Source organism: Reinekea marinisedimentorum (assembly GCF_004341165.1).
GTDB classification, from domain to species: Bacteria; Pseudomonadota; Gammaproteobacteria; order Pseudomonadales; family Natronospirillaceae; genus Reinekea; species Reinekea marinisedimentorum.
Genome location: NZ_SLZR01000005.1, coordinates 208852 through 223460, shown reverse-complemented (window position 1 = coordinate 223460; position 14609 = coordinate 208852). Strand labels below are relative to the sequence as shown.

Below are 14609 nucleotides of genomic sequence, written 5' to 3'. Positions count from 1 at the left end.
AAAATCCCTGCTGCTTATTTTAAAGCGGTTATTCTAACCATTTAGCAGCAGGGCGTAAGTGAGATTTGTGCAACTTGGTATTGCTTTGGTGACAGACCTTACAGAACCGGCTCCCAGGCGGGCTTCGGCAGCAGGTGCAAACCGGGCTGAAAATTGCTGCCGGCACGCAGAATATGGCCAACGCCTGCGGTCATCAGCGCCAGTGAAACATCAAAGGCATTGATTGAATCGCCATAACCGGCGGTCAGGTTGAACATAGCGCCGTTAGAAAGCAGGTAGAAGGTGCCGTTGGCGCAGGGGTATTCAAAGACCTCGGGTACCGGCTCAATAGCGCTGTCTTTATCCAGCTCACTGGTATTGATCTCATCAGCAACATGGCCCACGTTTAAAACAAAGGCGCCGTGCTTCAGCTTTTGCAGGTGCTGCGCCGTAACCACATTGGCTACACCGGTAGCGGTGACCACAATATCGGCGCTGCCAATGGCGTCTTCCAGGTTGACCATTGGCCAGCCATCGTAGCTGGCGAGCAGGCGACGCGACGGGTCGATCTCGGCAATGCTCACTGTACCGCCAAAGGCGCGTGCTGAAGCGGCCACACCCTGACCCACCAAGCCGGCACCAATGACCAGTACCTTCTTTTCATGCAGCGAAAGGTGAGTGCGCTCCATAAACGCCTGCCAGGTGGTTAAGCCAACCATGTGGCGGTTGTGCAGGCCCTCTTTGGCGGCCAGATCATCCCAGTTGAACACCGGGTATTGCAGGCTTAGCTTTTGTAAACGGGAAACACCCGAGCCGGTGCCTTCCAGCCCGGCAATGAGTGGCGCGCTGGTTTCGCTCTCGTGGTAGGCGGTGGTCAGGTCGCCACCGAATTCGCAAATGTAGTCTGGCTTCCATTGCAGTGCTTTCTGAAACGAGAATTTCCAGTCGGCATCGCTCATGTCTTTCCAGGCACAGGCCTCGGCACCGCGCTCCACCAGGTATTCAACCACTTCATCGCGCACCGTCGTTGGGTTGCAGGTGGTTAAAAACAGCTCGCCACCCTTTTTCAGGTAGCCTTCGTAGAAGGTGATCATTTTTTGATCCAGGTGGGTGCAGGCGGCCAGACGCTTGCCGCTGCAGTCACCCAGGCTTTCCACCGCTGCGCGGGTGCGCGGCATATGGGTGAATTGCCAGTCAATTTGCTTTTGCAGATCCATACTTATCTCGTTGGTCAGTTTTTTTTGATTCTGCCACCTTAGGGGTTGTTAATCGAGCATTGTTTGGATCGGCAAGGGGGAAAGCGTTCTCTGTCTGCGTAGTTGCAGGTTGGAATAATAAGCAGGCATCGGCTGTCTGCCGTTTAACGAAGCTGAATCAACGCACTTCTTCTACGAAGTATCTTTTGGGCGTTGCGATCAGCTAAACCAGTTTGGTGTGACCTGAGGCACTGACCCCTATTTTTTTTAGTGCTTTCTTACAGGTGAAACCTGAACGAAGCCCAAAATTTTTGAGAGAAGATTCATACAAATACGCACTGCTTGAAGAGTTCTTTTTATATGCGCCTTTAGTTCTCAATCGCTCGTTACTATCCACTGGCAAAAAAATTTTGATCTTATGCAGTGATCTTATTTCTATATATTGCTTTATAAACGAAGGATTTAGTAATGAGTAAAAATATTATGTCACCTCTCATTAGTTCAATGCGTTTGCTCGCGTTGGCTGGTGCAGTTGGTTCAACGAGTGTGGTGGTTGCTGCAGATACAACGGCAACGACTTCAGATTATGTTGTGGTAGATACCATGCAGTCGAGCTGTTTCGACCTTGATGGAGAAGAGATCACTTGTGGGTCTGAATATGTAGGCCAGGATGCTGAATACGAGACGGTTCAGGCTGACTACACAACAAGCTCTGATCTTACCGTGGTTACCGATAATAATACCGGCCTAATGTGGCAATATGATCAGGCGGATGATCAGTACGATTTCGATGAAGCAATTGCCTATTGCGAGTCGCAGACGACCGGCGGCTATGACGATTGGCGACTTCCATCTATTAAAGAGTTGTATTCCATTTCAGATTTTGATGGCGCGATGTCTACAGACCCGGATGTGGATAGCGTGCCTTATATCGATGAAGACTATTTTGGTTTTGATTACGATTCAGCTCAGCCATTTGCCACTCAGTTTTGGTCGAGTACTGAGTATCTGATCAATATGGTTGCAGGCTCTAATGATGCAAGCGACAGCGAAGCCGGTTATTGGGCTGCTTTAGGTTTTAACTTTGCTGATGGCCATATTAAATCTTATTCTGAAGATTCAAGCCCCAGTGGTTTATATGTTCGCTGCGTAAGGGGCGATGACTATGGTGAGAATGATTTTTCTGTCAATGATAACGGAACGATTGTCACTGATAACGCAACAGACCTGATGTGGCAGCAAAGCGACGGTGGCGAAACTTACAGTTGGCCGGATGCGCTGGATTATTGTGAAAATTTGGAGCTAGAGGGTTATACCGAATGGCGCCTGCCCAATAATAAAGAGCTTCAAAGCATTGTTAAGTACGGTACAACGGAAGTTCCGGCTATCGATACCGACTACTTTGAGATCACATTCGATAAAGACTATGACATCGATAACATCTATGGCGATGGTGGTGACTACGGTTGGTTCTGGTCCAGCACAACCATTGGTGATTTCCCAATGAATGGCAGTTACATCGCATTCGGCCGGGCGTACTCTTATGCAAACAGCGATACGGGTGATGGCATTTATTATGACTACCACGGCGCGGGTGCTCAGCGAAGTGACCCTAAATACCCTGAAGATGCGAATGATGGTACCGGCTGTTCAGATTTTGCCTGCGATGAAGAGCGTGGTTACAACTATGTTCGTTGCGTTCATGATGTTGCATCCGATGATACTGCTTCTGAGCAGGAGGAAAGCTCTGAGCAGGAAGAAAGTACAGAATCAACAGTGACGACGGAAACAACTGAAACGGCAACCGATGCCAGTTGCTCAGTGGATTACGATGTAACAAGCGAATGGAACAGCGGTTACGTTGCCACAGTCACTGTTACTAACAACAGCGACAGTGCGATCAGCAGTTGGGAAGTCAATCTGGAATACAGCGACAGTACAGAGGTCAATAATGTTTGGAATGCGTTGCTATCCGGAACAGCACCCAGTTATCTGGCAACCAACTATTCCTGGAATGGCGAAGTCAGCTCAGGCGGCAGTGTTTCCTGGGGTGTACAGGCAACGACTTCCGGTGACTATGAACTGCCCTCGGTGAGCGTAAGCTGCGAATAGTTTTACCCTTCTTTCCTCAGGTGAGTAACTGGCAACGGTGCTCACCTTTTTTTTGGCCCTCGTTATTACACCGACCGCGATGCTCATTTGCCTGAAGGCAGAATGCTTTGGATGGGCTTGTGACCGGTTCAGGTTGTCGATAAACCCCGCCGACAAAAAGGTAGCTCCTAAATAGACCGCTGCAAGTATCGCCGGAATGCCGGACCACCTGATACGCTCGACGAAAACACCGAGTCGTCGGACCGCCATGTTTTCGACGTCTATTTAGGAGCTACCTTTTCACCGTCTCGAAGACTGCGATAGCTTTGTCAGCAGTCTGAAACCGATGTCGCTTGCGGCATCGGTTTAAGTAAGTGAGTTGACGATCAGTCTGTTAATGAAGTGTTAGACTGCTCTTACTGCTCCTCCAGACGAATGTTATCCAGCTGAATACTCATTTCATCCGTGGGCTCCAGTACTAACAGGTTGATGATCGATGTAATGTCTGCGTAGTTGCCTGCAGAGTAGCTGTTATCGTTTGCCAGAATGTCGCTGATCATGATGGTGGTTTCCACCCATTCGGTATCGGATGGTAACGCGACGCTGTAGTCACTGACATAAGGCCAGCCGCTGTCTAGCTTAATTAAAAACTCAGCGTCATCGGCTTTGCTCAGTACGCGCATATCAAAGACGATAGCACCATTTTCGACCCAATCGCTGAAGTCAGCATCCGTACCTGTTGCCAGATAAACATTGCCCGTGGTGCCGGTTTTGTCGATCTGTAATACCGTGCCGTGATCATCGGCTGCCACTTCGCTGTAACTGATCGTGCCATCCGGGTTGTAGCTCTGGAAGTAGAGGTTGTCATCCAGGGAGTCTTCATAAATCATCGTCAGAGGTGTGCTTAAAAAGTCCTCGTCCAGTGTGATGATTTCCGGTGCGGTGTAACCCTCTACCAGTTCGGCATCGTCGCTCTCTGTGGCGCAGCCCAGGCCAGTGTCCGGATCGGCGCTGCACTCGTAAACGCGCACATAGTCAACCGCCATTTGCGCCGGGAAAGCCGTAGAGTCAATACCGGTTTCGTTAACGTTAGCAGCCCAATCGCCACCAACGGCCAGGTTCATGATGATGTGGAAGTATTCATCGAAGGGTGCTGCACCCTCGCCGTTAACGGTATCGCCGTTTTCATCTTCATACTGGGTGTACCAGCTGTCTGAAGTTTGGGTGGCATAATGAACGCCATCGACATACCAGCGAATGGCGCCTTCTTCCCATTCAATCGCATAAACGTGGAAGTCATCGGCCGGGCTTTCGCCGTCTGGTAGTTCATAGTTGGTGCCGGAATAGACGTTGTCTGGCCAGGTTTCACCGTAGTGCAGGGTGCCGTATACGCGGCGCTCCAGTTCTCCGTCTTCTGCGTCACTGGCATCCGACTCGGTGCCAAGGTTGACCGCTTCCATGATGTCGATTTCACCGGAGGCTGCCCAGGTACCGTAAACATAGTCGGTTGGCAGCATCCAGATGGCTGGCCAGGTGCCCTGACCGGAAGGCAGCTTGGCGCGGATTTCAAATCGGCCGTATTTGAAATCGGCCAGGTTTTTAGTGCGCAACCGGGCAGAGGTGTATGGCAGGGTCGTGGTGTTGCTGGCATCGTAGCTGGCATCGTCTTCGTTTGCTGAAGCACCGGTGTAGCTTTCGTTAATTGCGGTGATGTACAGAATACTGTCGTCTATGTAGGCGTTCGATTCCTGATCGGTATAACACTGCTGCTCGTTGTTACCGCCACCCCAGCAGTTTTCTTCTAAATCCCACTTGCTGGTATCGATTTCATCGGTATCGAATTCGTCTTGCCAGATTAACGACCAGTCGCCGCTGGATTCAGTGCTGTCGTCAGTGGCTCCATCGTCAGTGGTGCCATCATCCGTAGAGCCATCATCCGTAGAGTTGTCATCGTTCGTGACGTCATCGTTGCTGTCTGTTTCAATACCTTCACAACTGCCGCTGACCGACGGCAAAACGTAGTCAGTACTGCTGCTGGTCTGTAGCCCCCAGGAAATACTTTCGCCAGCGCCGATAGCACCATTCCATGAAAGGTTGCTGGCACTATAGTCAGGCGCAGTACCGGTAACGTCAGCATTCCAGCTGCTATTGATGCTTGTATCGTCGCTGTAATTCAAAGACATGTTCCAGCCGGTCGCAGCACTGGTGCTGTTGTTGGTGACCGTCACTGTGGCAACGTAACCGCTGTTCCAGGCGTTTACCACACTGTATTCGAAGCTGCAGCTTCCCGTTGTTTCGGTATCTTGCACAGAATCGGCATCATCGAGCGCGCTGTCTGTTGCGGAGTCATCAACTGAAGAATCCTCCTCTGTGGTTTCGTCAGTGGGTTCACCAGAATCTACGCTCTCCTCAGTGGTACTATCGCTTGCTGAGTCGTCAGCAGATGAGCCGGAATCATCAGTCGAATAAATTTCAAACCAGTTAATGTTCCAGCCATCGCCAGTGACATAAATCGTCAGCGTTTGTTCACCTTCGCTCAGGTATACCTCTGTACTTTGAGTTACCCAGCTTTGGTAGCTGCCGGTGTAATCGACACTGACCGAAGCCAGAACCTCATCGCCTGTCAGGACATTGAACGAGCCAATGCTGTACGGTGATGCCAAGCGGAAATTCAGCTGATAGGTGCCGCTGGCCGGAACATCAATGCTGTATTCCATCCAGTCATCAGGGTCAATCCAGCCGACGTTTTCGCCGCCATCAGTATCCGATGTGGTTTCCGTTTGTACGCCGTACATATCGGTGTAGTCTTCAGCTTCAATGCGCTCAATGAAGTTCTCATCCACCTCATCAGCGATGGTGACCACGCAGCTGGCACTGACATCTTCTGTGTAAGAGCTGGCGGTGATGGTTGCACTGCCGGTGTCGATGCCGGTAATTTCGCCGTCGTCAACGGAAACAATACTGCTGTTAGAGCTCGACCACACCACGGTGCTGTTGCTGGCATCGCCGGGTTCTACTTCGGCAGTCAGTGTGGTGCTGCTGCCGGTGGTGAGCGTGAGTGACTCGCACGAAAGCTCAATGGCGGTGGCTGCAACGTATTCATCGGCGGCAAAACCACCGAGTGTTATCTGAATCTCTTCCGGGTCGGTGGTGTGAATGGTTGATGAGTAATCGAACACATCGTCATAAGCAAAGGCGTAAGTTTCGCCTTCAAAGCTGATGTCTTCGTTGTGCCAGAACTCAACGTAGTTATTGTCGCCGTAGTAGCTGTTATTGAAGAAGCTCTCGGCGTCGTCCCAGCTAATCCACTCATCGTAGCCTGCATCGAGATCAATCACGCCCCGGTTAAAGCCAGCGGAGAAGTGCTTTTGAATATTTTTATCGTTGTCGGTATCCGACGTTTCGGAAACGTCTTCGGCCAGTACGCCGCTGGCAGATAAAATTTCATAGGTACTGGGCGCATCGGAAATCATCGCGTCAGCTGTGACAGAAACATTGCTGCAACCGCTGTTTTCATCGGTGTAGCTGTCGGTGTACTCGGTAAATACAAACTCGTTGTCGCTGTTCACTTTACCGACCCACTTGCCGGCTTCACCGATGCTCAGACACAGGTTTTCGCTGCTGTAACGTGTCCAGACGGCATTCACATAGTCGTCGAAATAGTCTTCGTACTGGCCGTTAGTGCTGAAATCTTCATGGTGAGATGGGTTCAGAATAATGTCGTAATCACCGTCGACCAGGTACAGATTTTCAAACTGATACTCTTCATTGGTCATGCTTTGCCAGGCGGTGACAATTTCATCGTGCGTGAGCAACTCGCCCACCCGTTTATAGAAGCCGTTGTTGCCCCAAACCTCGATGCCCATCGGGTACTGGTACGAATCAACCCGGGTGGTGTTGGTCCAAAGACCGTAATCATTGTAAGTCAGCTCTACTATTTCAAAGCGCAGGCCATAGTTGGCATCACCCTCGTTATTGATGGTCGGCGCAACGTAACCGCCGGAGTCCGCAATGGTGTCGTAGCGAATATAGAGCGGACTGCCAAAACCAATGTACATGCGCACCGAAGAAAGCTCCGGCATAGGGATGGTCTGGTCTTCAATCTCGCTCAGTGGTTTGAACATATCTATGTAGCTATAGCCATCACCCCCGGAAAGGGTGTTGTCGCTGGCATCCATCTGATTAATCTCGAAATCGTTATCGAAATCCATGAATGCGTAGCCACCGTCCTGATAGCCAACGACGGCAACATAAATTTCATCGGCGCTGTACTCAGAGTAGGGGCTGACCACAAACTGGTAGGGCAGCGTATCGGACGCAATCAGTGGATTCAGCGCAGCACCAGAGATCAGTGCAATGCTGAACGCCAGTGGTTGCATTTTAATGGGTTTGTTCACGGTTAAATCTCCATTTCGTTTTTGTCGCTAGAACCGGATTTTAAAAATTAAGAGCGCACATCAATTGCGTAAGCCACTAAAGCAATGAGGCTCATGTATACGGATTTATTGCAGTTCATTTTCAGGTTAGAGATGAATCGTGTTTGATAGGTTGAACCAGTTGGTATTAATTCTGAATTATTTAGGAATAAGTCTGAATGTGTGAGGTTTGTCAAAACGATTGTGCGTGGTGGTCGCTGGTTTTTCTATGTTTTTTGTAAAAATGACCAATCGTTCGGGATCGTTATACGCAAGTTGATATGATTATTTCAACTTCATGTTGTTGGATTTTAAAGATTTTATATTTCCCTTGATTTTAGCCATTAATATGCGAAATATCCGGTTTTTATAGGTTTTTCAGATATTTTTAATTTTTGACGTGATTCAAATTAAAACAGTGAACCACAGTCGGTTTCTATGACTTATGACCCCGATAGTGTGACCTGTTGTTGAATTCTAAATAAATCCAATATGGAATATATAGCGTTTGATGTTTTTATAGCTCTGCAATTCTTGAAATTCGCAAATCAAACTATTCAAAGTAATAAGTCACTTAAATTTTATTTGGTGTAATTGTTGGCTTTACAGTTAAAAGACGAAGTTACTTTGTGCCGTACAGTTCACACACTTTAACCGATCGGGGTTTATAAACATGAAACGGAAAGAAACAGTGAATATTAAAAGGTGCCTGAAGAAGGGCCTGGTCGTAGCGGTGGGTCTTGCCACATCGATGTCTGCTCTGGCCTATAACTATGGTGAAGTGCTCCAGAAGTCTATTTATTTTTACGAAGCACAACAGAGCGGCACCTTGCCGGACTGGAACCGTGTAGAGTGGCGCGGTGATGCTGCAACAGACGATGGCTCGGACAACAGTGTTGACCTGGAAGGTGGCTGGTTCGATGCCGGTGACCACGTTAAGTTTGGTTTCCCCATGGCCTCTTCAGCCACCATGCTGGCGATGGGTGTGGTTGAATACCGTGATGCCTACGCTGGTACCGGTCAGCTGGAACATATCAAGAACAACCTGAAATTCGTCGCCGACTATTTCGTTAAGGCGCATACCGGCACCAATGAATTGTACGGGCAGGTGGGTAATGGGTCTTACGATCACGCCTGGTGGGGTTCTGCTGAAGTGATGACGATGGATCGCCCAAGTTACAAAATTGATGCCAGCAATCCGGGTTCTGATTTAGCCGGTGAAACCGCCGCAGCGCTGGCAGCGATTTCAATGGTGTTTGCCGATGATGATGCGGATTACGCCGCAGAGCTTCTGCAACACGCCGAAGAGCTGTACTCATTCGCTGAAACCTATTTAGGCGAATATTCTGATTCGATCACCGATGCGTCTGCTTACTATAATTCCTGGAGTGGCTATCAGGACGAACTGGTCTGGGGTGCCATCTGGCTGTACCGCGCTACCGGCGATGAGAGCTATCTGCAAAAAGCCATCAGCGCTTATGACAGTCTGAACACTGAAGGCCAAACAACGCTGAAATCCTACACCTGGACCCACGCCTGGGATGACAAAGGTTATGGCTCTTACGTGTTGCTGGCTAAATTAACCAGTGAACTGGATGGTTACGACTCTTCAGAATACGAAGCCGATGCCGAGCGCTGGCTGGATTACTGGACAGTCGGCTACGACGGCGCGCAGGTTTCCTATACCGATGGCGGCCTGGCCTATCTTGATACCTGGGGTGCGGCACGTTACGCAGCTAACACATCTTTCCTGGCATTGATCTATTCTGACTTTTTGAACAGCAAGGCCGATGCTGACAGCGATGATCTCGATAATGCGGCTACCTATTACGATTTCGCCGTGTCACAGATGGAATATATCCTCGGCGATAACCCGATGAACATGTCTTACCAGATCGGTTACGGTGATACCTACCCAACTTCACCTCACCACCGTACTGCGCACGGTTCCTGGGCGAACAGCTCAACCAACCCAACGGATAACCGTCACACGCTGGTCGGTGCTTTGGTGGGTGGTCCGGATTCCAGCGATGGTTTTGAAAACGATCGTACCGACTACGTCCTCAACGAAGTGGCAACCGACTATAACGCCGGGTTCACCGGTGCTGCGGCCCGTTTATGGCTCGATTTCGGCGGCGATGCGATTTCAGACGATGAATTCCCGGCTGTAGAAGAGCGCGACAACGAGTTGTACATTGAAGCGAAGGTAAACTCCAGCGGCAACCGCTACGTTGAAATTGCTGCCATTACCTATAACCACACGGCGTGGCCTTCACGCATGACCGATGATCTGAAGTTCCGTTACTTCGTAGATTTAACATCGGAATTTGATGCGGGCTATTCTCTGGATGACATTACCGTATCCGCAGCATACAGCCAGGCTTCTTCAGTGAGTGATCTCACGCTTTGGAGCGATAACATCTACTACGTAGAAGTTGATTTCGACGGTGTTGAAATTTCGCCGATCAGCGCCAGCGATTCGCAGAAAGAAGTTCAGTTCCGTATGTCTCTGCCTACCACCTCTAACGATGCCGAGTGGGATAACACCGATGACCCAAGCTGGGATTCTGACTACAGCAACGGTTACACCGAAGCCACAGCTATTGCGCTGTATGACGGTGACGAGCTGGTTTGGGGTGAAGAGCCAGACGGCGGCTGCTTAGATACCGATGAAAACTGCGCACCATCCGCTGATGATGTCGACGCAACGACGGCCTACGGCACTTCTGTCAGCATTACGCTGTCAGCGGAAGACTTAGACGGCTCTATCGCTTCTTATGCCATTGCATCGGAGCCAAGTGATGGCAGCGTCAGTATTTCCGGCAACACGGCAATCTACACACCGGATGACAGCTTCTACGGTGACGACAGCTTTACTTACACTGCGACCGATAACGAAGGCGAAGTCTCTTCACCTGCAACGGTTTCTGTCAGTGTGGATGCGCCTATCGTACCGGCGGTTTCCATCAGTGGTTTGAGCGATTACGACGAAGTGGAAGTCAGCTCTTCTGTGGCTGTTTCCGTGGATGTTGAAAACGCTGAAGGTGCCAATGTTTACCTGGATGGCGAGCTGGTTGATTCGCTTTCTGGTGACGGCACTGCCTACGTGACCATGCCAGACTATGCAACAACGGTTGTAATCACGGTTGTGGCAACCGATGAATATGACGTTGAATATTCTGCAGAAGACTCTGTAACGCTGACCGTTGTGGAAGAAGTGGTTGAGCCGGTTCCAAGCACCGACGACATCACTTGTGAAATTACATCGGTAGATACCTGGAATTCTGGCTTCGTACTGAATGGCATTACTGTGACCAATAACGGTTCTACAGACATTGAAGAGTGGGAAGTCTCCATTGAGTTTAACGAATCGGTTTCGATCGTTAGCAGCTGGAGTTCAGACGTGACGGTTTCCAGCGATGGTTATTCGTTAACCGCGTCTAACGTTTCCTACAACGGCTACCTTTCTGCCAACGGTGGCAACACCAGCTTTGGTATGCAAGGCAGCTACGACGGTGAAATTACCACGCCGACCTGCTCAGTCGAGTAATTGTTGTTAATCCCCTTTAACAATGGTTTGAGCAAGCACATCTGTGCTTGCTCCTTTTTTTTACAAGGAACCTTCTGATGATGTTTTCAAAGAAAAAACTCGTTGTCGCCTGTGCGTTCGCTGTTGCCGGCTCGCTGGCATTTGCTGCCGATGCTCAGCCGGGTGATGACTGGCTGCATGTTGAAGGCAACCAGATTGTCGATGCCGATGGCAACTCTGTTTGGTTGACGGGTGCAAACTGGTTTGGCTTTAACTGTACTGAACGCGTTCTGCATGGCTTATGGTCGGTTAATTTGGAAGAGAGCCTGCAAGAAATTGCTGACCGCGGTATTAACATTCTGCGTATCCCGATTTCTACCGAGCTCATTTATGAATGGAAAAACGGCACCGATTTTTACCCGAGCATTAATGGCGCTGTTAACCCGGATTTGGATGGTGCAACCTCGCTGGAAGTGTTTGACGCCATGCTCGATTATTCGCGCCAGATTGGTCTGAAAATCCTGCTCGATGTGCACAGTGCTCAGGCCGATAACTCCGGCCATTTTGAAGAACTATGGTACGACGACGAATTCACCAGTGATGACTTCTACGATACCTGGGAGTGGATTACGGCGCGTTATGCCGATGACGATACGATCATCGCAATGGATTTAGAAAATGAACCACACGGCAAGCCCTGGACTGACGACGGCTGGGCCAAGTGGGATGAGTCTACCGATGAAAACAACTGGAAATACGCCTGCGAAACCGCAGCTAACCGCGTTCTGGATCAAAACCCAAATATGCTGGTTATGTGTGAAGGTATTGAGTCCTTCCCAACCGATGGCGTGACCTGGAGTACCGACTCTGAAGACGGTTATTACAACAACTGGTGGGGCGGTAACCTGCGCGGTGTGGCTACATTGCCGGTTGAACTGGAAAACGATGCCTATCAGGCGCAGTTTATGTATTCCCCGCACGATTACGGCCCAAGCGTTTACAAGCAAAGCTGGTTCTATGATGGCTTCGATAAAGACACGCTGTACGACGACGTTTGGCACGACAACTGGTTGTACATTCATGAAGAAGGCATCTCTCCGCTGTTGATTGGCGAGTGGGGCGGCTACATGGATGATGAGGACAACCTGGCCTGGATGTATGCCCTGCGCGACACCATTATTGAATACGGTTTGCACCACACCTTCTGGTGTATGAACCCGAACTCGGGTGACACGGGCGGTTTGTGGAACTATGACTGGTCAACCTGGGATGAAGATAAATATGAGCTGTTGAAGTCTGCTTTGTGGCAGGATGACGATGGCATGTTTGTTTCTCTTGACCATGAAGTGGCGCTGGGTAGCAGCGACACGGGTGTCAGCCTGAATGAATACCTGGCGGCACAGAGCACCTCTATTTCAATTTCTTCGCCTGACAATAACGATGAAGTGTTGGCGGGTGAAGCGTTTACCATCAGCTTTTCAACCACCAAGGCTGCCGGCGTGAACGTTTATGTAGAGGGTGTCTATACCGCTACAGAAACCGATGCGAGTTCAGTGACAGTGGCAGCACCGTCATCCGAAGGTGCCTTTACGGTAACGCTGGAAACGATCGACTCCGATGGTAATGAGCTGGATGTTGCCGCTTCTTTAACACTGGAATCGGTTTACGCGTTAACCGCCTATCCTGAAATTTCGATTTCTTCACCTTCTGCCAGCGATGAAATTGAAACCGGCGCAGAATTTGAAATCAGCGTAGCACTGGAAAACGCCACGGGTTTTGAATATCAGCTGGATGGCATCAGCGCAGTGGTTTCGAACAGCACCTCGGCAACGGTCACCGCGCCATCGGTTGCAGGAACCTATACCCTGGAAGTGACCGCCCTGGATGACACAGACGAAGCTCTGGATGCAACCGACAGCGTTGAACTGAACGTGGTTGAGCCGTACGTCACCAGCTTCAGCTGCAGCATCGACAGTGAAAACATCTGGGATAGCGGCTTTGTGGTACAGGTGACGGTGACTAACGACAGCGCCGAAGCGGTTAGTAGTTGGGGTGTTGAGATAGAACTGGGTGACGGCATGTCGTACTCCAGCGGCTGGAACGCCAGCTTTGAAGACGGCGGTTCAACACTTACTGTGAGCAACCTGACTTACAACGGTAGTTTGGCCGCAGGTGCCAGCGCGAGCTTTGGTTTGCAGGGCGCTTATAGCTCTGCTTACGTAAGCCCCGTTTGTACAGGTTTGTAATAGCCGGAACCGAGTTGTATTGAAAGCAGATACCCGCCTGTAGTCTGGTACTTATGCCCAGGTGCCTGGTTAGGGCGGGAAACTTTAAATCCAATAACAGAGATGTTATTGGATTTTTTTGTTACGGTTCTGAGTGAAAAAGCAAGGATGAACTGTACTTCCGAGTTGTTATTGAAAAGGTTTTATATTGCGATAGCCTAAATGGAAAGGCTTCGTCATTTGCTCTAACCAAAGGATGACCAAATGATTTCTATAGAGTTTTTAGTTACTTCCCTGGTGGTGGTTTTAATACCGGGCGCGGGCGTTTTATATACCGTGACGACAGGCTTGTTTGTCGGTAAAAGAGCCAGTTTTTTTGCAGCGCTGGGCTGTACATTGGGTATTGTTCCAGCCTTGCTGGCCAGTGCATTAGGACTGGCCGCTATTTTTCATACCAGTGCACTGTTATTCCAGATTGTTAAATATGCGGGCGCGGTATATCTGCTGTTTTTAGCATGGCAAATGTGGCGTTCATCTGCTGCGCTTTCATTTAATGAAGGGCAATCAAATATCACCTACTCCGGCATTGTATCGAAGGGTTTTCTTTTAAATATTTTGAACCCGAAGTTATCTATTTTCTTTCTGGCTTTTTTACCGCAGTTTTTACCCGACGCAGCCGAAGGTGTATTGATTAATATGATCCTGCTGGGCGGTGTATTCATGTTAATGACGTTTTTGGTGTTTATTGTGTACGGTTTTCTTTCTGGGTCTTTCAGTGCATTGATCGTAAAGTCTGAAAAGACAAGCATTATTGTTCAGCGTTTTTTTGCCTCCAGTTTTGCTGCGCTAGGACTTAAGCTAGCGATGAGCGATAAGGTTTAAGCCCAAGCCCAGGCCCAAACCCAGAAGATACCCTTATGTGCAGTAGCTCAGACTCTATTTGACAAGATTTAAAACAGGTTGCGACCTGATTTGACAGTTCGCTTACCTCATTTCTGCCCCAAAACAACGGATATACCACTGTTCAACTTCTCACCTAATCCGATCTTTATTGTTTGTGATATACAGACCCGAGGATCCGTATTATTAACAAGGAATTGCTTTAACTCCTATTGCTAAGATTCTGAATTTAGGCAATATTAGGTGAAATTTTGAACAATATAAAAAGTAATGT

General features: G+C 49.3%; 6 protein-coding genes. 4 read left to right on the top strand and 2 right to left on the bottom strand.

Annotation, left to right across the window (positions count from 1 at the left end):
* Positions 1-98: 98 nt before the first annotated feature.
* Positions 99-1196 (bottom strand): adenosylhomocysteinase, encoded by a 1098-nt coding sequence (locus tag BCF53_RS08170; RefSeq protein ID WP_207902674.1) that lies wholly within the window; start codon positions 1194-1196, stop codon positions 99-101.
* A gap of 447 nt (positions 1197-1643) precedes the next feature.
* Between BCF53_RS08170 and BCF53_RS08165 the strand changes: the two genes are divergently transcribed.
* A complete protein-coding gene (locus BCF53_RS08165; protein ID WP_132701226.1) occupies positions 1644-3287 on the top strand; it encodes an Lcl domain-containing protein in 1644 nt (547 codons plus the stop codon).
* Positions 3288-3682: 395 nt separating this feature from the next.
* Here BCF53_RS08165 and BCF53_RS08160 read toward each other — a convergent pair whose 3' ends face one another.
* Positions 3683-7663 carry a beta-1,3-glucanase family protein gene (locus BCF53_RS08160; RefSeq protein ID WP_132701225.1) on the bottom strand — a complete coding sequence of 1327 codons (3981 nt, stop codon included), beginning with the start codon at positions 7661-7663 and terminating at the stop codon, positions 3683-3685.
* 691 nt (positions 7664-8354) lie between these two features.
* Between BCF53_RS08160 and BCF53_RS08155 the strand changes: the two genes are divergently transcribed.
* The 3 genes from BCF53_RS08155 (at position 8355) to BCF53_RS08145 (ending at position 14317) form a co-directional block, all read left to right on the top strand.
* On the top strand, positions 8355-11231 hold the full coding sequence (locus BCF53_RS08155) for a glycoside hydrolase family 9 protein (protein ID WP_132701224.1): 2877 nt from the start codon (positions 8355-8357) through the stop codon (positions 11229-11231).
* A 77-nt stretch (positions 11232-11308) separates the two neighbouring features.
* Entirely contained in the window at positions 11309-13456 is a 2148-nt protein-coding gene (locus BCF53_RS08150) for a cellulase family glycosylhydrolase (RefSeq protein ID WP_132701223.1), read from the top strand.
* Between the two features lie 243 nt (positions 13457-13699).
* The gene (locus tag BCF53_RS08145; RefSeq protein WP_132701222.1) at positions 13700-14317 is read left to right on the top strand and encodes a LysE family translocator; all 618 of its coding nucleotides are present in this window, start codon (positions 13700-13702) and stop codon (positions 14315-14317) included.
* The last annotated feature ends 292 nt before the right edge of the window (positions 14318-14609 follow it).